Consider the following 23,507-nt stretch of genomic DNA (forward strand, 5'->3'; position numbering starts at 1 on the left):
CGATCCGGCCGACTCACGCGCGGTCAGTTGCGGAGTTCGGCCTGGCGCCGGCTCCTCCCGGACGTGTACGCCTGTGCATCCCTCACTCCCGACCACCGACTCCGCGCCCGAGCCGTGGCCCGCCTGCTCCTGCCCGAGGCCGTACTCAGCGGCCGCAGTGCGGCGGTGCTCTGGGGCGTCGACCTCGCCGGAGCCGACGACGACGTCGAGTGCACTGCACCGCTCGCCTGCCGCGCCGGCGCCGTCCGTGGCGTACGGGTGAGCCGTCGAGCCCTGGCTCGGGACGCCGTCACGCGCCGCGGCGGCGGCCGGGTCACGACTCCCCTGCGCACCGCCCTCGATCTCGCGCGACTGGACCCCCTCGAGGAGGCGGTGGTCGCACTGGATCGTTTCCTCCGCGCCGGCCTCGTGACGCCGATCGAGCTGGCCGAGGCGGCGACGGAGGTGGTGGGCCCTGGCTGCCGCCGGATCCGGCGAGCGGTCTCCCTCGCCGACGGCCTGACGGAAAGCCCTCAGGAGACCCGGCTGCGGCTGATCCTGTGGGCCTCATCCCTGCCCAGGCCGGCCGCGCAGTACACGGTGCGCTCCGCCGACCGGGCGTTCGTGGCGCGCGTGGACTTCGCCTGGCCGGAGCACAAGGTGGCCGTCGAGTACGAGGGGATCTGGCACGGGAAGCGGCAGAACGTCGCGAAGGACAGGCGGCGCCTCACCGAACTGCGCGCTGCCGGGTGGACCGTCGTCTTCGTGACCGCCGCCGACCTGCACGACCGGGCGACGCTGGTGGCCCGGATCGCCGCAGCGCTGAGGGCACCGCGCTCCGCCTGACGGCGGCTACCGGTGGGCCGATAGCCGCCGTCATGCGCACGAGGGCGGTTCTCGCCTCCCCCCGGGCGTGGTCAGCGCAGGGCGGGGCGCAGCGGCGGGACGCCGCGGACGCCGAACACCTCGCGCAGGGCCACCTGCGCGGCGTTGTCCCCGCACGCCCCGTGCACCGCGGGCCCCGGCGGCGTCGCCGACGACGCGAGGTAGACGCCCGTCACCGGCGTCTTGTAGGTGTTCCAGCGGGGCACGGGCCGGGCCAGCATCTGCCGCAGGGTCGCCTGGCCGTTGGAGATGTCCCCACCGAGGTAGCTGGGGTTCCACTGCTCCATCTGGACGGCGTTCTTCGTGTACCGCTCCACGACGGTGTCCTTGAAGCCGGGCGCGAACCGCTCGATCTGGTTCTCGATCGCGTCGGTCATGTCGACCTCGGCGCCGTGCGGCACGTGCACGTACGCCCAGAAGATGTGCCCGCCGTCGGGCGCCCGGGTCGGATCGGGAACCGTGGGCTGCACCGCCAGCACGTAGGGCTTGTCGGTGAGGCGGCCCTGGTTCGGCGCCCGCTCCCCCGCGATCGTCTCCTCCAGGTTTCCCGCGACGTGGATCGTCCCGGCCCGGCGGACGTCGGGGTTGGTCCAGGGCACCGGCTCGGAGAGGATCCAGTCGATCTTGAAGACGCCGGCGCCGTGGTGGTACCGCGACACCCAGCGGCGGTAGCCCTCGTGCACCCGGTCCCCGGCCATCGCGACGAACGCCTCGGGCGTGGTGTCCAGCAGCACGGCCGGGACGCCGTCGAACTCGCGCAGGTCGGTCACGTGGTGGCCGGTCACCACCTCACCGCCCTGCTCCTCGAGCGCGGTGACCATCGCGTCGGCGAGCTTCTGCGACCCGCCCTCGATCAGCGGCCACCCGACGTGGTGGGACAGCATCGTGAGCAGCATCCCGAGCGCCGAGGTCAGCGGCTGGCTGAGATCGAGCATCCCGTGCGCCGCGGCGCCCCCGAGCAGGGCCTGCGCCTCCTCGGTGTCGAAGTACCGGTGGGCCAGCCAGCTCACGTTCGGCAGGCCGAGGAGCCCGAACTGGGCGATCTGCAGCGGGCTGCGGGTGGGCAACCGCCGCAGCCGGCTGGTCAGGAAGAAGTCCACGACGTCCGTGCCGTGCTCGACCAGCGGCTCGAACAGGCGGCGGTAGGCAGCGGCGTCCTCCCCCAGGCCGGCCGCCGTCAGCTCCAGCGAGCGGTGCGAGAGCGAGGCGCGTCCGCCGTCGAGGGGATGGGCGTAGTTGATCTCGGGGTGCACGAGGCGCACGCCCCGGCTCTCGGCGTCGAACTCGCGGAAGAACGGTGCCGCCGCGGCCATCGGCTGCACGATCGAGCAGACGTCGTGGTGGTAGCCGGGGCGCATCAGCTCCTCGGTGCGCATCCCGCCGCCGGGCTTCTCCGCCGCCTCGACGACCCGCACCCGCAACCCGGCAGCCGACAGCCGGAGAGCGGCGGCCAGCCCGTTGGGCCCTGCTCCGACGACGACGGCGTCCGGGGTGCCATTCACCCGCCCATCCTCGCGGCGCGGGACCGGACCTGCCCGTTCAGAGCTCGTCGAGGAGCTCGTCAGCAGCGCGGTAGGGGTCCGATTCGCCGGCGACGACCCGGCCGGCGAGGGTGCCCAGGGCGGCTGAACCGTGCACGTCGCCCATGCGCTCGCGCAGCGTGGCCAGCGCGATCGCCTCGATCTCGCGGGCGGCGCGCTCGCTGCGGCGGCGCTGCCCCTCGCCGGACGCCGCCAGCCACTCCCGGTGCGTCTCGATCTTCTCGAGCACCTGGTCGATCCCGTTGTCGGCGTCCCGGCTGGCCACCGTCTTCACGATCGGCGGGCGCCACTGCCCGGCCTCCGAGTGCCGGCCACCCAGGGACAGCATGTAGCGGAGGTCGCGGACTGTGGTGTCGGCGCCGTCCCGGTCGGCCTTGTTGACGACGAAGACGTCGGCGACCTCGAGGATGCCGGCCTTCGCCGCCTGGATCCCGTCGCCCATGCCCGGAGCGACCAGCACCAGGGTGGTGTCGGCCAGCGAGGCGATCTCCAGCTCTGACTGGCCCACACCGACGGTCTCGATCAGCACGACGTCGCACCCCGCGGCGTCGAGGACCCGGAGTGCCTGCGGCGTGGACCAGGACAGCCCGCCCAGGTGCCCGCGGGAGGCCATCGAGCGGATGTAGACGCCGCTGTCGCCGGCGTGGTCCTGCATCCGCACCCGGTCACCCAGCAGGGCACCACCGGAGAAGGGGGACGACGGGTCCACGGCGAGCACGCCCACCCGCTTGCCGGTCGCCCGCAGTGCCCGGACCAGGGCCGTCGTCGTCGTGGACTTGCCCACCCCGGGCGACCCGGTCAGGCCGAGCACCTGCGCGTGGCCGGTGTGCGGCGCCAGTGCCGCGGCCACCTCGCGCAGGGCGGGGCTGGCATCCTCCACCAGGGAGATCAGTCGCGCGACCGACCGGGCGTCACCCTCGCGGGCGCGCTCGACCAGCGTCGGGACGTCGGCAGCACGGCGCCCCCGCCTGCCCGTGGGGCCGGCGGGGGCATCCGCCTGGACCGCGAGTCCCTCCGAGGTCACGCCGGGGCGGGCACGTGCAGGATCAAGGCGTCGCCCTGACCGCCGCCGCCGCACAGCGCGGCGGCACCGACCCCGCCGCCGCGACGGCGCAGCTCCAGCGCGACGTCGAGCACGACGCGGGCACCGCTCATGCCGACCGGGTGACCCAGGGCGATGGCGCCGCCGTTGGGGTTGACCTTCTCCGGGTCGATGCCCAGCTCACGGGTCGAGACGATGCCGACCGCGGCGAACGCCTCGTTGAACTCGACGACGTCGAGCTCCTTCGGGTCGATGCCCTCGCGCGCGCAGGCCTTCTGGACGGCCCGGGAGGGCTGGGTCTGGAGCGTCGCGTCCGGACCGGCGACGACTCCGTGCGCCCCGATCTCGGCGATCGGCGTGATGCCCAGCTCGGCGGCCTTCGCAGCGCTCATGACCACGACCGCGCAGGCACCGTCGGAGATCTGCGAGGCGCTGCCGGCGGTGATGGTGCCGTCCTTGGCGAAGGCCGGCTTGAGCTTGGCCAGGGACGCCGCGGTGGTGTCGGGGCGGATGCCCTCGTCGTCGGTGAACTCGATCGGGTCGCCCTTGCGCTGCGGGATCAGGACCGGGGTGATGGCCTCGGCGAAGATGCCGTCCTTGTGGGCGCGAGCAGCCTTCTGGTGGCTGGCCGCGGCGAACTCGTCCTGCTCCTCGCGGGTCAGGTCGTAGCGGCTGTTGGCCTTCTCGGTCAGCTCACCCATCGCCACCTGGTCGAAGGTGTCGGAGAGGCCGTCGTGGGCCATCGAGTCGACGAGCTTCGTGTCGCCGAACTTCGTGCCGGTGCGCGAGTTGGCCAGCAGGTGCGGAGCCTGCGTCATCGACTCCATGCCCCCGGCGACGACGACGTCGAACTCGCCGGCGCGGATGAGCTGGTCGGCCATCGCGATGGCGCTGAGGCCGGAGAGGCAGACCTTGTTGATGGTCAGCGAGGGCACCGACATGGGGATGCCACCGGCGACCGCGGCGGGGCGGGCCGGGTTCTGCCCGGCGCCGGCCTGGATGACCTGACCCATGATCACGTAGTCGACCTGGTCGCCGGAGATGCCGGCGCGCTCCAGCGCCGCCTTGATGGCGACGCCACCGAGGTCGGCCGCCGAGAAGTCCTTCAGCGAGCCGAGGAGCCGGCCCATCGGGGTACGGGCGCCGCTGACGATGACGGAGCGGGGTCGGTTGCTCTGGCTCACGGGGGCCTCCAGTGCCGGGTCGCCGACGCTGGCGACCGTCTCAACAGGGCAGAACACGCTGACCGCGCAGGGTCCTACTGCCCGACAAGGATAGGACTGCGCTCTTCTCCGGGTCACAACGAGCCACCCGGTCCGGGAGCACGGTCACCCGGGCGTGAACCGTGCCACATCGATGTGACGTCTGAGACGTCTTGACGGCAGGATGCCCCGCGTGACCACTGACGCGCACACCGGGCTGCCCGGGGAGCTGTTCACCACGATCGACCACGTCGGCATCGCCGTCCCCGACCTGGACGAGGCGATCGCCTTCTACGCCCAGGCCTTCGGGGTGCACTCCGTGCACGAGGAGACCAACGAGGAGCAGGGCGTACGCGAGGCGATGCTGGCCGTCGGGAACGGTGACACCCGCATCCAGCTGCTGGCTCCGCTCACCCCCGAGTCCACGATCGCCAAGTTCATCGGGCGCTCCGGGCCGGGGCTGCAGCAACTCGCGTTCCGCGTCGCCGACGTCGAGGCGGTCAGCGCGACGCTGCGCGAGCGCGGACTGCGACTGCTCTACGACGTCCCCAAGCGCGGGACCGCCGACAGCCGCGTCAACTTCATCCACCCCAAGGACGCCGGCGGGGTGCTGGTCGAGCTGGTCCAGCCGGCCGATCACCCGGCTCACTGACCCGACTCGACCACAGGGTTACCCATCGGTAACATCGCGCCACCCGCACCGCCGAGCACCGCCCCCCGCAACGCCACCGAGCCGACGAAGACCCGGGAGAACGCGTGAACGAGATCAGGGACGCCATCCTCAGCGACCAGCTGGACGCCGTGGCCGGGCTGGCCGTGCCCGAGTCCTACCGCGCCGTGCTGGTGCGCAAGGACGAGCAGGACATGTTCGAGGGCCTCACCACCAAGGACAAGGACCCGCGCAAGTCCCTCCACGTGGAGGAGGTCCCGACCCCCGAGCTCGGCCCGGGCGAGGCGATCGTGGCGGTGATGGCGTCGTCGGTGAACTACAACACCGTCTGGACGTCGATCTTCGAGCCGGTCTCGACCTTCGGATTCCTCGAGCGGTACGGCCGTGTCTCCGAGCTGACGAAGAAGCACGACCTGCCGTACCACGTGGTCGGCTCCGACCTCGCCGGCGTCGTCCTCAAGGTCGGCCCGGGCGTCAACAAGTGGAAGCCCGGCGACGAGGTCGTCGCGCACTGCCTGTCCGTCGAGCTCGAGGACCCGGCCGGCCACGACGACACGATGATGGACCCGCAGCAGCGGATCTGGGGCTTCGAGACCAACTTCGGCGGCCTCGCCGAGTTGGCCCTGGTCAAGAGCAACCAGCTGATGCCCAAGCCCGGCCACCTCTCCTGGGAGGAGGCCGCCGCCCCCGGCCTCGTGAACTCCACCGCCTACCGCCAGCTGGTCAGCCGCAACGGCGCCAACATGAAGCAGGGCGACACCGTGCTCATCTGGGGCGCCTCGGGCGGTCTGGGCTCCTACGCCACCCAGATGGCGCTCAACGGCGGTGCGATCCCGGTCTGCGTCGTCAGCAGCCCGGAGAAGGCCGAGATCGTCCGCAAGATGGGCGCCGAGCTGGTCATCGACCGCTCCGCCGAGCAGTACGCGTTCTGGAAGGACGAGAACACCCAGGACGTCAAGGAGTGGCAGCGCCTGGGCAAGAAGATCCGCGAGCTGACGGGTGGCGAGGACGTCGACATCGTCTTCGAGCACCCCGGCCGGGAGACCTTCGGCGCCAGCGTCTACGTGGCCAAGAAGGGCGGGACGATCGTCACCTGCGCCTCGACCACCGGCTACATGCACCAGTACGACAACCGGTACCTGTGGATGAACCTGAAGAAGATCCTCAGCTCCCACTTCGCCAACTACAAGGAGGCGTGGGAGGCCAACCGGCTCATCGACAAGGGCCTCATCCACCCGACCCTGTCGAAGGTCTACCCGATGGAGGAGGTCGGCCAGGCCGCCCTCGACGTCCACCGCAACGCCCACCAGGGCAAGGTCGGCGTCCTCACCCTCGCCCCCGAGGAAGGCCTCGGCGTCCGCAACCAGGAGAAGCGCGAGCAGCACCTCGAGGCGATCAACCGCTTCCGCGGGGTCTGACGCCGCACCCCCGTGCCCGCATCGACCCTGGCTCAGGGGCCGGCCCCGAGCGTGCGAGGGGTGGGGGCACGGGGGTCCTGGTGCCACCGGCGCCGGATATCTCGGCGACACGCTGACGAGCGTTTGACCTTCTGCGAGGATGGAGACATGAGCGACCCGCGCCGCGACCTGCTAGCGCACCACGAGGCCCAGCACTCGTTCGACGTGCAACTACGGGGTTACGACCGCAACCAGGTGGCCGAGGCGATCGAGCGGCTCGAGGCCGACTTCCGCATCGCCCTCGCCGACCGCGACGCGGCCGTCAGCCGCTCCGCGGACCTGGCCGGGCAGCTGTCCGCGCTGCACAACGAGATCGAGTCGCTGCGCCGCAAGGCGGCGTCGGCGTCGGCTCCCACCTTCGAGAACATCAGCGAGCGCATCCAGCACATGCTGCAGCTCGCCGAGGAGGAGGCCGGCGAGATCCGCCACGCGGCGGCGCTCGACGCGCAGGCCGTGCGCGAGCAGACCGCTGCCGAGGAGCGGGCACTGCTCGAGCGGCACGCCGCGGGTCAGGCCGAGGTGGAGCGGATGCTCGCCGAGGCCCGACAGAACGCCGAGCAGATCATGCAGAAGGCGCAGCAGCGCGCCGACGAGCTCGTCGCCATGGCGCAGGAGCGCGTGGCCCGCCTCGACGCCGAGTCCCAGGCACGCCGGGCCAAGGTCGAGGAGGACTTCGACATCGCCCAGCGCGCCCGCCGCGCGGAGGCGGCGGCGGCGGAGGAGGAGCGCGAGCGCGTCTCCACCCAGGCGGCTCGGCAGCGCATCGCCGGCGCCGAGCAGCACGCCGCGCAGCTCGTCGCCGAGGCGGAGGCCAAGGCCGAGGCCATCCGCGACGTCCGCGACGAGCTCACCAATCGACTGCTCCAGGCCCGTCAGCTGCTCAGCAGCCTGCCCGACCTCGGCGACCGCCCGCAGCAGTCCGCGCCCCAGCAGTCCACGAGCCAGCCGTCCGCGCCTCAGCAGTCGGCACCCCAGCAACAGGCGCCCCAGCAGTCGGCACCCCAGCACTCGGCACCCGCGCCGCAGCAGACGCCGACGAAGGCGGCTCCCGCCGCACAGGGCGCCACCGCCACCGGCGCCCAGAACGCCGGACCGGCGTCGAGCGGCACTCCTGCGCAGGCCGCACCGGCCCGCGAGCCCGAGCGCCGTCCGCAGCCCACGCCGCACACCGCGTCCGCCACGCCCAGCGGCCCGTCCACGAACCCGCAGACCGCCCCGCGAGGTGAGGGCGAGGCGGCCGCTGCCCGCCAGCCGACGCGTCAGGACCCGGTCACCCGCCAGCTGCCCATGCCGCCGCGGCCCGGCGCGACTCCGGCTCCGGTGCAGGGCCCGCCCACCCAGGCCATCGACCAGCCGGTCGGCCAGGGGCGTTCGTAATCCCACCCGCTCGACCGACAGCCCGCGCGCCGCGCGACCTCCGGGTCCGCACGGCACGTGGGCTGTTCGTCGTCCTGGTGGCGCTGCTGCTCGCTGCTCCGGCGGCGCCGGCGGCCGGCGCCGCCGAGACGGGGCAGCTGCGGATCGCCCACCTCTCCCCCGACAGCCCGGCGGTCGACGTCGCGCTCGCACCTCTCCCACCGGGCACGACCGACCCGCTGACCGATCCGGGCGAGGACCTGGCGACGGGGCTGGCCTACGGGACCGTGAGCGACCCGGTCCCGCTCGCGCCCGGTAGCTACGCGGTGAGCGTGCGCGCGGCCGGTGCCGACCGCACGGTTCCACCGGTGGTCTCCACCCGGATCGACCTGACGTCCGGCGAGGCCCGCACAGTGACCCTCGGCGGCGCCTTCGCCGACCTGGCCCTGCAGACGCTCACCGACGACCTCTCCGCTCCCCCGGCCGGCTCGGCCCGCGTGCGCGTCGTCGCAGCGGCCGGGGCGGTGCCCGCGCTGGACGTGGCGGTGCGGGGCGGACCGTCGCTGGTGGCCGACCTGCCCCTGGGCGCGGCCGGCGAGCCGGGGACGGTGCCCGAGGGGCCGGCCCTGCTCGTCGTCAGCGGCGGAACCGGGCCGGCGACCGAGGTGCCGATCTCCTTCGCGGCGGCCTCGGTCGTGACGCTGCTCGTCCTCGACTCCCCCGCCGGCGGGCTGCTCGTGCGGCCGGTGGTGGATGCCGCCGCGCCCGCGGTCGTCCCGGTCGGTGGCGTCGAGGCAGGGACGGGACCACTGCTCCCCGGCAGCCTGCTGCCCGCGGGGGTCCTCCTCGCCGGGCTCGCGGCGGCCCGCCGGGGCCGCGTGCTGCTCGCCGCCACCGGCGTGGCCGTCGCCCTCCTCGCCGGGACGCCGGGCACCGCCGGCGCCGTTCCGGTGGCACTCCGCGGCCCCGCCCCACCCGAGGTCGAGGTGGTCGCCGGTGCGCCCGCGCCCGATCGCCTCGTCGTCCCGTCGGCCGGGGTGGACGCCGCGCTGATCGGGGCCGGGCCCGACGCCGAAGGGGCGCTCGTCCCACCGGCGGACCCGGCGGTCGCCGGCTGGTACACCGAGGGACCGGCCCCCGGGGAGACCGGCCCGGCGGTGGTCACCGGTCACGTCGACTGGGCCGGGGCGCCGGGCGTCTTCGCCGGGCTGGCCGCGGTCGACGCGGGCGCGGAGATCCGGGTGGTCCGTGCCGACGGCAGCACGGCGCTGTTCACGGTCACCAGGGTGGAGCGCGCTCCCAAGACGGCGTTCCCGACCACCGAGGTCTACGGCCCGACGTCGGGGGCCGAGCTGCGGCTGATCACCTGCGGCGGCGTCTTCGACCGCAGTCGTGGCAGCTACGAGGACAACGTCGTCGTCTTCGCCCGGGCCGTCGGCTAGCGACGGCGGTCGCGCGCCCGCCAGCAGGTCGTGTGCCAGTGCCGGCGCAGGTCGGCGGCCGACTCGGTGTCCCAGGGGTCGAGGTCGGAATCGCGGGCGTAGGCGGCCCAGGTCACCACGTGCGGGGTTCCCGGCCGGATCTCCTGGTCGCAGCCGGGGCACCGGTAGGTCTTGCCCGTCGCCGAACCGGTGACCGGCCGCACCACCCAGTCGCCGTCACCGGCCTGCTCGACGGCGTCGACGCGACGGACGGGCTCCCGGCCCGAAGGCCTCGAGCCCGCCCGTGGACGGCGTCGGGGCACGCGTCAGCGGCTGGCGTAGTCCCGGAACCCGCGACCGGTCTTGCGGCCCAGGTAGCCGGCGGTCACCAGGTGCTCGAGCAGGGGCGCGGGCGCGAACCCCGGCTCGCGGAACTCGGTGTAGAGCTCGCGCTCGATGGCCAGCGACACGTCCAGCCCGACGACGTCGAGCAGCTCGAAGGGGCCCATCGGGTAGCCGCAGCCGACCTTCATCGCGGCGTCGATGTCGTCGGCGGTCGCGTAGTGCGCCTCGAGCATCTTCACCGCGTCGTTCAGGTACGGGAAGAGCAGCGCGTTGACGATGAAGCCGGCGCGATCGGTGCAGGACACCGCGTGCTTGCCCAGCTGCGCGCTGACGGCGTGCGCGGTGGCCGCGACGTCCGGCGCCGTCGAGATGGTGGAGACGACCTCGACGAGCTTCATGACCTGGGCAGGGTTGAAGAAGTGCATCCCGACGACGTCGTCGGGGCGGCCGCTGGCCTTGGCGCACTCGATGACCGGCAGGCTGGACGTGGTGGTCGCGAGGACGGCGCCGGGCTTGGCGATCTCGCCGAGGTTGGCGAACAGCGCCTCCTTGACCGACAGCGACTCGACGACCGCCTCGATGATCAGGTCCGAGTCGGCGAGCTCGTCGAGCGACGTCGTCCCGGCGACGCGGGTCAGGATCTCGGCCTTGGCGCCCTCCTCCAGGCGCCCGCGCACGACCTGCTTGTCCAGGGACTTGGTGAGCGCCGTGGTCACGGCCTCGACCTTCTCGGGGCTGCGGGCCACGAAGCGGACGTCATAGCCGCCCTTGGCGACGACCTCGATGATGCCGGTCGCCATGGTCCCGGAGCCGATGACGCCCACCGTCCGCACCGGGCGCGCACCCTCGGCCGCGCCACCGGCGGCGGGGGTCGCGGCGTCGTCGACGACCTCGGCGGAGCCGGGCTCGGCGTAGGTGTAGAAGCCGCGACCGGACTTACGGCCGAGCAGGCCGGCGGTCATCATCTGCTTGATCACCGGGCTGGGGGCGTGCAGCCGGTTGCGCGACTGCTTGTACATCGTGTCGAGGATCTCGTAGGCGGTGTCGATGCCGATGAGGTCCATCAGCGCCAGCGGGCCCATCGGCAGGCCGCACCCCAGCCGCATGGCGGCGTCGATGTCCTCGCGGGTGGCGTAGCGGTTCTCGTACATGGAGACCGCGTGGTTGAGGTAGCCGAAGAGCAGCGCGTTGGCGATGAAGCCCGCGCGGTCGCCGATGGTGACGTCGACTTTGCCGAGCCGCTCGGCCAGCGCCTCGACGTCCTCGACGACGGAGGGCTCGGTGACGACCGTCTGCACGACCTCGACCAGCTTCATGACCGGCGCCGGGTTGAAGAAGTGCATGCCGATCACCTTGCTCGGCCGGCCGGTGACCACGGAGAGCTCGGTGACCGAGAGGCTCGAGGTGTTGGTCGCCAGGATCGTGTCCGGCGCGCAGATCTTGTCCAGCCGCGCGAAGACGTCGGCCTTGAGCTCCATGCGCTCGGGCACGGCCTCGATGACCAGTTCGGCGCTCGCCAGGTCCTCCAGCGAGTTGCTGAAGCGGATCCGCTCGAAGATGGCGTCGCGGTCGGCGGGGTCGAGCTTGCCGCGGCTGACGGCCCGGTCGGTCGACTGCTCCACGTGCCCGCGGCCGCGCGCCAGCGCCTCGTCGGTGACCTCGACAGCGGTGACCGACAGGCCCGCCCGCGCGAGCACCTCCGCGATGCCGGCACCCATGGTGCCCAGCCCCACGACGCCGACCTCGTTCAGTTCCCTGGCCACGTTGCCATCTCCTCCCACCGCCGGTGATCGCGCGCAGTCTCTCACCCCCCGAGCGCCGCCGCTCCGCGGGCCTACCGGTGGGTAACTTCAGCCGCGGTCCAGGCGCAGGTCCATCCAGGGCAGCCACCGGTCGTCGACCAGCCGCTCCCAGCGCGCGGTCAGGTGGTCGCCGTCCACCCCGACGCGGAACCAGCTCCGGACACCGTCGCCGTGCAGCAGGAGCACTCCCGGCTCCTCGAGCGTCAGGCGCATGACGCCGGGCTGCTCGGCATCGTCGAAGGCGTGCATCTGCCAGCCGCCGTCGCCGTGCACGCCGCCGATGACCTCGTGCAGGACGACGCGTTCTCCACCGATGCGCACGTCGACGTCGTGGGCGATCCAGTGCCCTCCCGGCAGGAGTGCGTAGACATCGGTACCGGCGATGGACGCGGTGGCCTCTCCCGCGTCGTCCAGGACGCTGCCGGACGTCCTCCACCGGCCCAGGACCGGGGTCAGCGGTTCGAGACGGCTCGCGGGTTCCGTGGGCATCGCGGTCCTCTCCTCGGGTGACGAGAGCTACGACGTCCCGGGGAGCTCGCGCTCATCGGCGGCGGGCCGCCGGTCCTCAGAAGAGGCGCTGGGTGGGGTCGTCGGTGCCCTTGAGGACGGCGTAGTCGACGGTGAGGCAGTCGATCCCGCGATCCTGAGCGAGCACCCGCGCCTGCGGCTTGATCTCCTGCGCGGCGAAGACGCCCTTGACCGGCGCCAGCAGGGGGTCGCGGTTGAGCAGCTCGAGGTAGCGGGTGAGCTGCTCGACGCCGTCGATCTCCCCCCGCCGCTTGATCTCCACGGCCACCACGGCACCGGAGGCGTCGCGGCAGAGCAGGTCGACCGGGCCGATCGCCGTCGGGTACTCCCGGCGGACCAGCGACCATCCCGCGCCGAAGGTCTCCACGTGCAACGCCAGCAGCCGCTGCAGCTCGGCCTCGACGCCGTCCTTCTGCAGGCCGGGGTCGACGCCGAGGTCCTGGGAGTGGTCGTGGTCGACGCTCTCGATCGTGATGATCAGCTGCTCGCCGGTCTTGTTGGTGACCGTCCACGTCCCCGAGCCGTCGACCAGCTCGTCCTTGAGCGTGCAGGGCGGACTCATCCAGTTCAGCGGCTTGTAGGCGCGGTCGTCGGCGTGGATGGACACCGAGCCGTCGGCCTTCACCAGCAGCAGGCGGGTCGCCATGGGGAGGTGGGCGGTGAGCCGCCCGATGTAATCGACGGAGCAACGGGCGAGGACCAGGCGCACGGGCAGCGACGCTACCGGGCGCGGGAACCCAGCCCGCGCCCCCGTCGTGGGAGGGGGCATGACGATCATGCGGGCGGTCCGGCCGGCGGTGGCGCTCGCGCTGGCCCTGGGCCTCGCGGCCTGCGCGGAGCGCGATGCCACCGGCGGTCCCGGGGAGTTGCCGGAGTCCTCGGAGGCCGCCGTGGGCGAGGGACTCGTCCTCCGGGTGGAGCAGACCGGCGGGTTCGTGACCCCCTCGATGCTGGCCGGCCGGCTGCCGATGGTCAGCGTCTACGCCGACGGCCGGGTGATCACCGAGGGGCCGGTGATCGCCATCCATCCGGGGCCCGCCCTGCCGAACCTGCAGGTGGCCCAGCTGGACCCGGCCGGCGTGCAGGACCTCGTGGACCGCGCCCTCGCCGCCGGGGTGGACGAGACCACCGACCTCGGCTCACCGCCCGTGGCCGATGCGACGTCGACCCGGTTCACCGTCGTGACCACCGAGGACACCTACGTGCGGGAGGTCTACGCCCTCTGGGAGACCACGGAGGGCGACGGCCTGACCGACGACCAGGTGGCGGCCCGGGAAGAGCTCTCGGGGCTCCTGGACGCGCTGACCACCCCCGGTGACGCGGCCACCTCGTCGTTCGAGCCGGAGGCCGTCGCGGCGATCGCCTCGCCGTGGGTCGACCCCGGCGACGGGCTGGTGCAGGCGGAGCAGCCGTGGCCGGGGCCGGCACTGCCGGGTGAGCCCACCGGCGGGCCGCCGGACGTCACCTGCGTGACCGCCACCGGCGCGCAGGCGCAGGCGGTGCTCGACGCGGCGGGGGCGGGCAACGCCGCCACCCCGTGGGTGACCGGCGACGGGTCCCGGTGGTCGGTCACCTTCCGCCCGCTGCTGCCGGACGAGACCGGCTGCGCCGACCTCGGGGACTAGCCCCGGACAGGCGAACGGCCCGGGCCTCCACAGAGAGGACCGGGCCGTTCGTGTGCGGTGCGGACTAGGCGTTGACGGGCTCCGGACGACGCAGGTCGGTGTCCACTCCCCCGCGCTCCTCGACCCGCGCGAGCGGGTCGATGGTCGACGTCGACCGGTAACGCTCGACGTCGAGGATGCCCTCGCGCTTGGCCACGATCGTCGGCACCAGCGCCTGCCCGGCGACGTTCACCGCGGTGCGGCCCATGTCGAGGATCGGGTCGATCGCCAGCAGCAGCCCGACGCCGGCCAGGGGCAGACCCAGGGTGGACAGCGTGAGGGTCAGCATGACCACCGCGCCGGTGACTCCCGCGGTGGCCGCCGAGCCGATGACGGAGACCAGGGCGATGAGCAGGTAGTCGGTGAGGGAGAGGTCCACGCCGAAGAACTGCGCCACGAAGATCGCCGCCAGCGCCGGGTAGATCGCGGCGCAGCCGTCCATCTTCGTCGTCGCCCCGAGCGGGACGGCGAAGGAGGCATAGGACCGCGGGACACCCAGGTTCTGCTCGGTCACCCGCTCGGTCACCGGCAGCGTGCCGATCGAGGAGCGGGAGACGAATGCCAGCTGGATGGCCGGCCAGGCACCCGCGAAGTACCGCAGCGGCGAGAGGCCGTGCAGGCGCAGCAGGACCGGGTAGACGACGAACAGCACGATCGCGAGCCCGGCGTAGACGGCGCCGGCGAACACGCCGAGCGAGCTGAGGGACTCCCAGCCGTAGCTGGCCACGGCGTTGCCGATCAGTCCGACGGTGCCCAGCGGCGCGAGCAGGATGACCCACCACAGCACCTTCTGGACGATCGCCAGGGCGGCGCGGACGAAGCCGACGAACGGCTCGGCCGCCTCGCCGACCTTCAGCGCGGCGATGCCGATGGCGGCCGAGATGACGATGAGCTGGAGGACGTTGAACGACAGGCCGACCGAGCCGTCAGCACCCGCCGACGCCTGCAGGCCGAAGACGTTGCCGGGCACGATGCCGGTGAGGAAGTCGAACCAGGAGCCGGTGCTCTCCGGGGCGGCCTGAGCGGCGGTGTCGACGGAGCTGTTCCGGCCCGGCTCGGTGAGCAGGCCCAGTCCGATGCCGATGCCGACCGCGATGAGCGCGGTGATGGCGAACCACAGCAGGGTCTGGCCGGCCAGGCGGGCCGCGTTGGAGACCTGCTTGAGGTTGGCGATGCTGACGATCACGGCGGTGACGATCAGCGGGGGGACGAGCGTCTTCAGCAGCGTCACGAACGTGCCGCCGATGGTCTGCAGGGTGCTGGTCAGCCAGTTGGGCGAGCCGTCGGAGACGGTGCCCATCTCACGGGCGACGAAGCCGAGGGCCACGCCCACGACGAGGGCGAGGAGTACCTGCGCCGCGAAGGGCACGCGGCGGAGACGAGCGAGCACGGGGATGGAGCCTTTCGGGGATTCGGGAGGGGACGACGAGCACGGCCGGCGTCAACAGCCGGCGGTCGTCATCCGTCCGAAGTCCAGGGCACGCCGACGCGTGAGCCCCCACAGGTTCTGCACGGACAGGTCAAGGCGCGCAGCGGCGCTGCCATGCCCGGCTGTGCCCGGACTCACTCAGTCGGTCCAGACCGGGGGCCGCTTGTCCAGGAAGGCGGCCATGCCCTCGCGGGCGCCGTCGAGCTGGCTCGCGGCTGCCATGACCTCGACGGCGGTCGTGTAGGCGTCCCGCTCCGGGCGGTCCAGCTGGGCGTACATCGTCTGCTTGCCCCACGCCTTGCTCGCCCGCGAGCCGCGGGTGGCCCGTCCCATCAGGTCGTCGACCGCCGCGTCCAGCTCGACGTCGGGGACGACGCGGTTCACCAGGCCCCAGTCCAGCGCCGTCGGCGCGTCGATGACGTCGCCGGTCAGCGCCAGCTCCATCGCGCGCTTGCGACCCACGTTGCGGGCGATCGCCACCATCGGCGTGTGGCAGAACCAGCCACCCTTGCCGCCCGGTGCGGCGAACCCGGCCGACTCCGCGGCGACGGCCAGGTCGCAGGACGCCACCAGTTGGCAGCCGGCGGCCGTGGCGAGGGCGTGCACGCGGGCCAGGACGACCTGGGGCACGTCCTGGAGGGTCTGCATCAGCTCGGTGCACAGGAGCAGCAGGCTGCGTACCTCGGCCACCGGCTTCCCGGCGACGTCGGCGAAGTCGTGCCCCGCGCTGAACACCGGGCCCTCGGCGGCCAGCACGATGCCGGTCGCGTCGGTCGAGCCTGCCTCGGTCACCGCGGCCAGCAGCTGCGTCAGGTGCTCACGGGAGAGCGCGTTGCGGCGCGCCGCCCGCACCATCGTGATGCGGACGACGTCGCCGTCGCGTTCGACCCGGGGTGCGCCGTCAGCCATGCGACCGACGCTAGCCGAGGATCAGGCCGGCTCGGGCACCTTCTGCTCGGGATGGGCGGGGAGGTCATTGGCCTCGCGGACGACGTCCACGACCTGGCCCATGATCTCGGTGAGCCCGAAGTCCTTGGGCGTGAAGACCCGTGCGACGCCCTGCTCGCGGAGCCGGCGCGCGTCGCTGTCGGGGATGATCCCGCCGACGACCACGGGGACGTCGTCCAGGCCGGCCTCCTTGAGCCCGCGCAGCACGGCCGGCACCACCTGCAGGTGGGAGCCGGACAGCACGGACAGGCCGACGACGTGCACGTCCTCCTCGACCGCGGCCGAGACGATCTGCGCGGGCGTCAGCCGGATGCCCTGGTAGATCACCTCGAAGCCGGCGTCCCGTGCGCGGACGGCGATCTGCTCCGCGCCGTTGGAGTGCCCGTCCAGACCGGGCTTGCCCACGAGGAAGCGCAGCCGGCCGCCGAGCTCGTCACCGGTCGCGCGCACCCGCTCGCGGATGTCGACGAGCGTCTCGTCGGCCTCGCCGCCGCCGGTCGCCGCGGCCACCCCGGTGGGCGCGCGGTACTCGCCGAAGACCTCGCGCAGCACCCCGGCCCACTCCCCTGTCGTCACGCCGGCGCGGGCGCAGTCGAGGGTGGCGGCCATGAGGTTGACGTCGGAGGCCGCGGCCTCGCGCAGCGCGTCGAGCGCCCTGTCGGCCGCGGCCTGGTCCCGCTCGGCCCGCCACGTCCGGACCGCTTCCTGCGCCGCGTTCTCCACGGCCGGGTCGACGACCATGATCGCGGTGTCGAGGTCGGCGGTGAGCGGGTTGGGCTCGGTGGTCTCGAACTTGTTGACGCCGACGACGACGTCCTCGCCGCTCTCGATCCGCCGGCGGCGCTCGGCCAGCGACCCGACCATCGCGCTCTTCATGTAACCGGACTCCACGGCGGCGACGGCGCCGCCCATCTCCTCGACGCGCGCCATCTCGGCCTTGGCGCCCTGGACGAGCTCCGCGACCTTCTTCTCGACGACGACGGAGCCGGTGAAGAGGTCCTCGTACTCGAGCAGGTCGGTCTCGTAGGCCAGCACCTGCTGCAGCCGCAGGGACCACTGCTGGTCCCACGGCCGGGGCAGACCGAGGGCCTCGTTCCAGGCCGGCAGCTGCACGGCGCGGGCGCGGGAGTCCCGGGACAGGGTGACCGCGAGCATCTCCAGCACGATCCGCTGGACGTTGTTCTCCGGCTGCGCCTCGGTCAGGCCCAGGGAGTTGACCTGGACGCCGTAGCGGAAGCGGCGGTGCTTGGGGTCCTGCACGCCGTAGCGCTCCGCCGTCAGCTCGTCCCAGAGCTGGGTGAAGGCGCGCATCTTGCACATCTCCTCCACGAAGCGGACGCCCGCGTTCACGAAGAAGGAGATGCGCGCGACGACCTCGCCGAACTTCTCCTGCGGCACCTGCCCGGAGTCGCGGACGGAGTCCAGGACGGCGATCGCGGTGCTGATGGCGTAGGCGATCTCCTGCTCCGGCGTGGCTCCCGCCTCCTGCAGGTGGTAGCTGCAGATGTTGATCGGATTCCACTTCGGCATGGTCGTCACCGTGTAGGCGACCATGTCGGTGATCAGGCGCATCGACGGAGCCGGCGGGAAGACGTAGGTCCCCCGCGACAGGTACTCCTTGATGATGTCGTTCTGCGTGGTCCCGGCCAGCTTGCTGACGTCGTGGCCGTGCTCCTCGGCGACCGCCTGGTAGAGCGCCAGCAGCCACATCGCGGTCGCGTTGATCGTCATCGACGTGTTCATCTCGTCGAGCGGGATGCCGTCGAAGAGGGCGCGCATGTCACCGATGTGCGTGACGGGGACGCCTACCTTGCCGACCTCACCGACGGCGAGCTCGTCGTCGGGGTCGTAGCCGGTCTGCGTGGGCAGGTCGAAGGCGACCGAGAGACCGGTCTGCCCCTTGGCGAGGTTCCGCCGGTACAGGGCGTTGGACTCGGCCGGCGACGAGTGGCCGGCATAGGTGCGCATGACCCAGGGACGGTCGCGCTCCTTCGGCGCTGAAGGGAACGGCATACCGGCGGAGTGTAGGGCGGTTACTCGCCGGTAGCAGCCTCGGCCGGGGACCGTGACCGGTGGCACACTCGAACGTGTCCGGACAGAGGAGGGTCATGCCGATCGGGGCCGGGAGCAGCCTGCACTTCCTCGTGGGGCCGACGATCGCCTTCGTCGCCCTCGCGCTGCTGGCGCTCTTCATGCGCTGGGCCTTCGGCACCGGCTACGGCCGGTCGAAACCTGCCCAGGAGGCCGACGACGGCCTGCTCACCCGGGTGGCCACGCTGTCCCGCCGGGAGTCCGCGCTGGCGCTCCGGGCCGTGCTCTCCGACGCGGGCATCCGGTCGACCGTGCGCTGTCCGGCCCCGCACCGGGCCGACGTCCTGGTCTTCCCGGAGGACGCCCAGCGGGCCCGGTCCCTCGCCGCGACCTTCCCCGGCGGCTAGCCGGGTCGCTCGGTGCGCTCCACGGTGACGCCGAGACCGCGCAGCTGCTCGACGAAGTCGGGGTAGCCGCGGTCGACGTGGTAGGCGTCCTGCACCTCGGTGACGCCGTCGGAGACCAGCCCGGCGAGCACCAGTCCCGCCCCGGCCCGGATGTCGGTGGCCACGACGGGCGCGCTGGACAGCCGCTCCCGTCCCCGGACGACGGCGTGATGGCCGTCGATGCGGATGTCGGCGCCCAGCCGGACGAGCTCGTTGACGAACATGAACCGGCCGTCGTAGACGTTCTCGGTGATGAGGGCAGTGCCCGTCGACACGGCGGCCAGTGCCACCGCCATCGGCTGCAGGTCGGTCGGGAACCCCGGGAACGGCAGGGTGACCACGTCGATGCAGCGGGGCCGGTCGGCCATGGCCACGCGGAGCCCCTCGGGCAGCACCTCGACGGTGGCCCCGGCGTCGGTCAGCTTGTCGAGCGCCACCGTGAGGTGCGCGGCCACCGCCCGCTCGACGACGACGTCGCCCCGGGTCATCACCGCCCCGATGGCCCAGGTGCCGGCGACGATCCGGTCGGGAACGGTCGTGTACGTGACCGGCGACAGGGACTCGACGCCCTCCACGGTGATCGTGGACGTGCCCGCGCCGTCGATGGAGGCACCCATCGCGACGAGCATCGCGCAGAGGTCGACGATCTCGGGCTCGCGGGCGGCGTTGTCGATGACCGTGGTGCCACGGGCGAGCACCGCCGCGGTGACCAGGTTCTCCGTGGCGCCCACCGACGGGAAGTCGAGCCAGATCGCCGTGCCGGACAGCCGTGGCGCCGTCGCCACGAGGAACCCGTGCTCGCTCACGATCGTGGCGCCCAGCCGCTCCAGGCCCGAGATGTGCATGTCCAGCCCGCGGGAGCCGATGGCGTCGCCGCCGGGCAGGGCCACGCGCGCGCTGCCGCAGCGGGCCACGAGCGGCCCGAGCACGTTGATGGAGGCACGCATCTTGCGGACCAGGTCGTAGTCGGTCTCCGTGGACGGCTTCTCCGGCACGTCGATGCGCACCCGCCCGCCGCCACCGCCGTCGCCCGCGCGCTCGTACTCCACGTCGCAGCCCAGCCGGCGCAGGACCTCGCTCATGATGGCGACGTCGAGGATGTCGGGGACCTCGTCGATGACCGTCTGGCCCTGGGCCAGCAGGGCGGCCGCCATCAGCTTCAGCGCGCTGTTCTTGGCACCCGTGACCCGCACCCGGCCGGTCAGGGCCGTGCCGCCGGTCACCTCGAAGCACTCCACCGTTCCACCCTACGGTGGCTCCCCTCCCGCGCCCGGCCGGAGCGTCGAGCTGAGGTCATAGGCTCCGGTCATGACCGTCCGGCTGACCCGCATCTACACGAAGACCGGCGACGCCGGCCAGACGCACCTCGGCGACATGAGCCGCGTGTCGAAGACCGATCCGCGCCTGGTGGCCTACGCCGATGTGGACGAGGCCAACAGCGTGATCGGGACGGCGCTGGCACTGGGGGCGCCGGACCCGGCCGTCGCCGACCTGCTGCGCAGCATCCAGAACGACCTGTTCGACGTCGGCGCCGACCTGTGCACGCCGATCGCCCCCGACCCCCAGTACCCGCCGCTGCGGATCACCGCTGCCTACACCGAGCGGCTCGAGGCGGCCTGCGACGAGTTCAACGCGTCGCTGCCGAAGCTGGAGAGCTTCATCCTGCCCGGCGGCACTCCCGCTGCCGCCCTGCTGCACCAGGCTCGGGTGGTGGCCCGGCGTGCCGAGCGCAGCGTGTGGGCCCTGCTCGAGGTGGACGCGGAGCACACGAACGCGGAGACCGCCCGCTACCTCAATCGGCTCTCGGACCTGCTGTTCATCCTCTCGCGGGTGACCAACCCCGATGGCGACATCCTGTGGGAGCCCGGGGCGCACAGCGGTGCCCACGCGCAGCGCGGCACGACCTCGTCCTAGCTCCCCGGCGGGGCCGACTCCACCCAGGACAGGAAGCCGGTCACCGTCGAGCCGTCCATGGCCAGCTCCCGGGTCCCCTCCGGGGTGGCGATGGCGAGGACGACGACGTCCGAGGGCAGCGCGAGGTCGTCGCGCCCAGCACTGCGGCGCGAGCCCACCCGCAGCTCGGCCCGGCTGAGGCGCTCGTGGGGCCGGACGGCCAGCGACAGGCCGCGGTACCAGAGCAGCATGTCCCCGCCGTACCAGGCGACGCCCACCGACCACCGGGGAGAACCGGCCGGACGCAGCCACATCGTGACGGCACCGAGACCGGAGAGCAGGAACCGGCGGCGGATCAGGAAGGCGACCGCCAGCACGACGACCAGGACCCCGAGCAGGACCAGCAGGACCGTGGTCACGATGCGTCCTGGCTCGGCGGAACTGTCCTGACGGGAACGGACCGGTGGTTCAGGCGCTCTCGCCGGCTGCCCGCAGGCGGGACTGGGCGCGCCGGGCGGCCTCGAGCGCCTCGGGGTCGTCGCCGTTGCCCTCGGCGCGGCGCAGGGCCTCGCGGGCGCGCTCCACGTCGATCTCGCCGGCGATCTCCGCCGTCTCGGCGAGGATGGAGACCCCGCTCTCGGTGACCGAGAGGAAGCCACCGTGGGCCGCGACGACGACGTCGTCCCCGGACTCGGTGCGGATGGTGACCACGCCACCGCCGGCGAGCTCGCCCAGCAGCGGTGCGTGCCCGGGCAGCACGCCCAGCTCGCCCTCGGTCGTGCGGGCGATGACCATCGTCGCCTCGCCGGACCAGATCTTCCGCTCGACGGCCACCAACTCGACCTGCAGGGTCGCCACGACTCTCCTCGGGATCCACGGGACGGAGCTGTCACTCTATAAGGACCCCCTGCACCCCACCCCTCGCGGGCTCGGGGCGGTGCCCGGCCGGGGGCCTTCAGGCGGAGCGGCGGTAGAGCAGCGTCCAGCGCCCCACGCGCACCCAGGGGTGGCGGACGGTGGAGGCCGGTGCCCAGTCGTCGATGCCGAAGGGCTCCCCGTCGACGGGCTCCCATGGTGCGTACGGGGGCCAGGTCCAGCCGGGTTCGGCCGCACCGGGCATCGCGTCGTTCGCGTCCACGTTCGTTCCTCGTCCATCGCCCGGAATCGGGCTCCTGCGTCGGATGGTCGGCACCGACGGCGCCGGCCAGGAGCGACGGTAGTCCTGTTCCACCCGTCCGGGTGACCCCCGGTCACCCGATCGTGCGCGGCGGGCCGCCGTCGGCGCACCCGGCCCCGGAACGCCGACGGCCGGGCCCTCCGTGAGGGACCCGGCCGTCGGTGGCCCCGCTGCAGGGTCCCGCGCTGAGCGCGGGGGGCAGCGGGGTCCTTACGCCTTCTTGAGGCGCTCCGCGTTCTTCTCGAGGTCCTCGAGGCCGCCCTGCATGAAGAAGGCCTGCTCGGGGAGGTGGTCGTAGGTGCCCTCGGTCAGCGCCTTGAACGCCTCCAGCGTCTCCGACAGCGGCACGAAGGACCCCGGCTGCCCGGTGAACGCCTCGGCCACGAACATGTTCTGCGAGAGGAAGCGCTCGATGCGCCGGGCCCGGTTGACCGTGACCTTGTCCTCTTCGCCGAGCTCGTCGATGCCGAGGATGGCGATGATGTCCTGCAGCTCCTGGTAGCGCTGCAGGATCCGCTTCACCGTCTGGGCGATCTGGTAGTGCTCCTCGCCCACGTACTGCGGGTCGAGGATCCGGCTGGTCGAGTCCAGCGGGTCGACAGCCGGGTAGATGCCCTTCTCCGAGATGGGCCGGGAGAGCACGGTCGTCGCGTCGAGGTGGGCGAACGTGGTGTGCGGCGCCGGGTCGGTGATGTCGTCGGCGGGCACGTAGATCGCCTGCAGCGAGGTGATCGACCGGCCACGCGTCGAGGTGATCCGCTCCTGCAGCTCCCCCATCTCGTCGGCGAGGGTCGGCTGGTAACCCACGGCCGAGGGCATGCGGCCCAGCAGCGTGGAGACCTCGGAGCCGGCCTGGGTGAACCGGAAGATGTTGTCGATGAAGAGCAGCACGTCCTGGTTCTGCTCGTCCCGGAAGTACTCCGCCATCGTCAGCGCCGACAGGGCGACCCGGAGGCGCGTGCCCGGCGGCTCGTCCATCTGGCCGAAGACCAGCGCGGTGGCCTCGATGACGCCGGACTCGGTCATCTCCGTGATGAGGTCGTTGCCCTCGCGGGTGCGCTCGCCGACCCCGGCGAACACCGAGACGCCACCGAACTCCTGGGCGACCCGGCGGATCATCTCCTGGATCAGCACGGTCTTGCCGACACCGGCGCCACCGAACAGACCGATCTTGCCGCCGGCCACGTAGGGGGTCAGCAGGTCGATGACCTTGATGCCCGTCTCGAGCAGCTCGGTGCGGCCCTCGAGCTGGTCGAACCGCGGGGCGTGCCGGTGGATCGACCAGCGCGTGGCGTCCGCGCCGTAGCCCGGCTCGTCCAGGCACTCGCCCAGGGTGTTCCACACATGGCCCTTGGTGACGTCGCCGACCGGGACGGTGATGGACTCCCCGGTGTCGCGCACCTCGGCGCCGCGGACCAGGCCGTCGGTCGGCGCCATCGAGATGGTGCGCACGACGCCCTCGCCCAGGTGCTGGGCGACCTCGAGGGTCAGCGTCTTGCCCAGGTCGGCCAGGGTGACATCGACCTTCAGGGCGTTGAACAGGTCGGGCATCGCGTCGCGGGGGAACTCGACGTCGACGACCGGTCCGGTGACCCGCACGACCCGGCCGGCGGCCGTGGTCTGCGAGCTGGTCGAACGGTCCTCGGTGACGGTCATCTGTACTGCTCTCCTGCCCTCGGGCTGCGTGCTGT

At 72.7% G+C, this 23,507-nt stretch carries 23 protein-coding genes; 8 read left to right on the top strand and 15 right to left on the bottom strand.

The window, feature by feature from the left end:
* Positions 1–114: 114 nt before the first annotated feature.
* Positions 115–825: a DUF559 domain-containing protein gene (locus CRP30_RS00880; RefSeq protein WP_235003093.1), complete on the top strand. Its 711-nt coding sequence runs from the start codon at positions 115–117 to the stop codon at positions 823–825.
* A 71-nt stretch (positions 826–896) separates the two neighbouring features.
* Here CRP30_RS00880 and CRP30_RS00885 read toward each other — a convergent pair whose 3' ends face one another.
* Genes CRP30_RS00885 through CRP30_RS00895 form a run of 3 tightly spaced genes read right to left on the bottom strand, consistent with a single transcriptional unit; the run spans position 897 to position 4,631 of the window.
* Entirely contained in the window at positions 897–2,366 is a 1,470-nt protein-coding gene (locus CRP30_RS00885; RefSeq protein WP_097182093.1) for a phytoene desaturase family protein, read from the bottom strand.
* Positions 2,367–2,403: 37 nt separating this feature from the next.
* Positions 2,404–3,429, bottom strand: a complete 1,026-nt coding sequence (meaB, locus tag CRP30_RS00890; RefSeq protein ID WP_097182094.1) for a methylmalonyl Co-A mutase-associated GTPase MeaB — start codon at positions 3,427–3,429, stop codon at positions 2,404–2,406.
* Positions 3,426–4,631, bottom strand: coding sequence for an acetyl-CoA C-acetyltransferase (locus CRP30_RS00895; RefSeq protein ID WP_097182095.1), 1,206 nt, complete (start codon positions 4,629–4,631; stop codon positions 3,426–3,428). Before CRP30_RS00895 ends, meaB begins: the two co-directional genes overlap by 4 nt.
* Before the next feature lie 211 nt (positions 4,632–4,842).
* Here CRP30_RS00895 and mce point away from each other — a divergent pair, with 211 nt between their 5' ends.
* The 4 genes from mce (at position 4,843) to CRP30_RS00915 (ending at position 9,574) form a co-directional block, all read left to right on the top strand.
* Positions 4,843–5,301, top strand: coding sequence for a methylmalonyl-CoA epimerase (gene mce, locus CRP30_RS00900; RefSeq protein WP_200814491.1), 459 nt, complete (start codon positions 4,843–4,845; stop codon positions 5,299–5,301).
* A gap of 104 nt (positions 5,302–5,405) precedes the next feature.
* On the top strand, positions 5,406–6,737 hold the full coding sequence (ccrA, locus tag CRP30_RS00905) for a crotonyl-CoA carboxylase/reductase (protein ID WP_097182097.1): 1,332 nt from the start codon (positions 5,406–5,408) through the stop codon (positions 6,735–6,737).
* A gap of 147 nt (positions 6,738–6,884) precedes the next feature.
* Positions 6,885–8,153 (top strand): coiled-coil domain-containing protein, encoded by a 1,269-nt coding sequence (locus CRP30_RS00910; protein ID WP_097182098.1) that lies wholly within the window; start codon positions 6,885–6,887, stop codon positions 8,151–8,153.
* 77 nt (positions 8,154–8,230) lie between these two features.
* The gene (locus CRP30_RS00915; RefSeq protein WP_097182099.1) at positions 8,231–9,574 is read left to right on the top strand and encodes a class F sortase; all 1,344 of its coding nucleotides are present in this window, start codon (positions 8,231–8,233) and stop codon (positions 9,572–9,574) included.
* Here the strand turns inward: CRP30_RS00915 and CRP30_RS00920 are convergent.
* From CRP30_RS00920 to nucS, 4 genes are all read right to left on the bottom strand, one after another.
* Entirely contained in the window at positions 9,571–9,876 is a 306-nt protein-coding gene (locus CRP30_RS00920; protein WP_097182100.1) for an Rv1322 family protein, read from the bottom strand. The two genes, CRP30_RS00915 and CRP30_RS00920, sit on opposite strands and share 4 nt — an antisense overlap.
* Before the next feature lie 3 nt (positions 9,877–9,879).
* Complete coding sequence (locus CRP30_RS00925; RefSeq protein ID WP_097182101.1) at positions 9,880–11,661, bottom strand: 3-hydroxyacyl-CoA dehydrogenase family protein; 1,782 nt, start codon at positions 11,659–11,661, stop codon at positions 9,880–9,882.
* A gap of 87 nt (positions 11,662–11,748) precedes the next feature.
* Positions 11,749–12,189: a hypothetical protein gene (locus tag CRP30_RS00930; RefSeq protein ID WP_097182102.1), complete on the bottom strand. Its 441-nt coding sequence runs from the start codon at positions 12,187–12,189 to the stop codon at positions 11,749–11,751.
* Between the two features lie 76 nt (positions 12,190–12,265).
* Entirely contained in the window at positions 12,266–12,937 is a 672-nt protein-coding gene (gene nucS / locus CRP30_RS00935) for an endonuclease NucS (RefSeq protein ID WP_097182103.1), read from the bottom strand.
* A 58-nt stretch (positions 12,938–12,995) separates the two neighbouring features.
* On the opposite strand from nucS, the gene CRP30_RS00940 reads away from it, so the two are divergent.
* Positions 12,996–13,853, top strand: a complete 858-nt coding sequence (locus CRP30_RS00940; RefSeq protein WP_097182104.1) for a hypothetical protein — start codon at positions 12,996–12,998, stop codon at positions 13,851–13,853.
* Positions 13,854–13,917: 64 nt separating this feature from the next.
* Here CRP30_RS00940 and CRP30_RS00945 read toward each other — a convergent pair whose 3' ends face one another.
* From CRP30_RS00945 to CRP30_RS00955, 3 genes are all read right to left on the bottom strand, one after another.
* A complete protein-coding gene (locus CRP30_RS00945) occupies positions 13,918–15,282 on the bottom strand; it encodes a dicarboxylate/amino acid:cation symporter (protein WP_097182105.1) in 1,365 nt (454 codons plus the stop codon).
* A gap of 177 nt (positions 15,283–15,459) precedes the next feature.
* Positions 15,460–16,230, bottom strand: a complete 771-nt coding sequence (locus CRP30_RS00950) for an enoyl-CoA hydratase-related protein (protein WP_097182106.1) — start codon at positions 16,228–16,230, stop codon at positions 15,460–15,462.
* A gap of 21 nt (positions 16,231–16,251) precedes the next feature.
* Positions 16,252–18,282, bottom strand: coding sequence for a protein meaA (locus CRP30_RS00955; protein ID WP_097182107.1), 2,031 nt, complete (start codon positions 18,280–18,282; stop codon positions 16,252–16,254).
* Between the two features lie 95 nt (positions 18,283–18,377).
* Here CRP30_RS00955 and CRP30_RS00960 point away from each other — a divergent pair, with 95 nt between their 5' ends.
* The gene (locus CRP30_RS00960) at positions 18,378–18,707 is read left to right on the top strand and encodes a hypothetical protein (protein WP_097182108.1); all 330 of its coding nucleotides are present in this window, start codon (positions 18,378–18,380) and stop codon (positions 18,705–18,707) included.
* On the opposite strand, the gene murA is transcribed toward CRP30_RS00960, so the two are convergent.
* Positions 18,704–19,984: a UDP-N-acetylglucosamine 1-carboxyvinyltransferase gene (murA, locus tag CRP30_RS00965; protein ID WP_097182109.1), complete on the bottom strand. Its 1,281-nt coding sequence runs from the start codon at positions 19,982–19,984 to the stop codon at positions 18,704–18,706. The genes CRP30_RS00960 and murA overlap by 4 nt on opposite strands.
* A gap of 70 nt (positions 19,985–20,054) precedes the next feature.
* On the opposite strand from murA, the gene CRP30_RS00970 reads away from it, so the two are divergent.
* Entirely contained in the window at positions 20,055–20,660 is a 606-nt protein-coding gene (locus CRP30_RS00970; protein WP_097182110.1) for a cob(I)yrinic acid a,c-diamide adenosyltransferase, read from the top strand.
* Here the strand turns inward: CRP30_RS00970 and CRP30_RS00975 are convergent.
* The 4 genes from CRP30_RS00975 to atpD all read right to left on the bottom strand — a co-directional run bounded on the left by CRP30_RS00975 (position 20,657) and on the right by atpD (position 23,472).
* Complete coding sequence (locus CRP30_RS00975; RefSeq protein ID WP_097182111.1) at positions 20,657–21,058, bottom strand: DUF2550 domain-containing protein; 402 nt, start codon at positions 21,056–21,058, stop codon at positions 20,657–20,659. The genes CRP30_RS00970 and CRP30_RS00975 overlap by 4 nt on opposite strands.
* A gap of 49 nt (positions 21,059–21,107) precedes the next feature.
* Positions 21,108–21,497 carry a F0F1 ATP synthase subunit epsilon gene (locus CRP30_RS00980; protein ID WP_097182112.1) on the bottom strand — a complete coding sequence of 130 codons (390 nt, stop codon included), beginning with the start codon at positions 21,495–21,497 and terminating at the stop codon, positions 21,108–21,110.
* 97 nt (positions 21,498–21,594) lie between these two features.
* Entirely contained in the window at positions 21,595–21,777 is a 183-nt protein-coding gene (locus CRP30_RS00985; RefSeq protein ID WP_097182113.1) for a hypothetical protein, read from the bottom strand.
* A 249-nt stretch (positions 21,778–22,026) separates the two neighbouring features.
* Complete coding sequence (atpD, locus tag CRP30_RS00990) at positions 22,027–23,472, bottom strand: F0F1 ATP synthase subunit beta (protein ID WP_097182114.1); 1,446 nt, start codon at positions 23,470–23,472, stop codon at positions 22,027–22,029.
* Positions 23,473–23,507 lie beyond the last annotated feature (35 nt).

Origin of the sequence: Blastococcus haudaquaticus, assembly GCF_900230285.1 — a bacterium.
Lineage (GTDB): Bacteria > Actinomycetota > Actinomycetes > Mycobacteriales > Geodermatophilaceae > Blastococcus_B > Blastococcus_B haudaquaticus.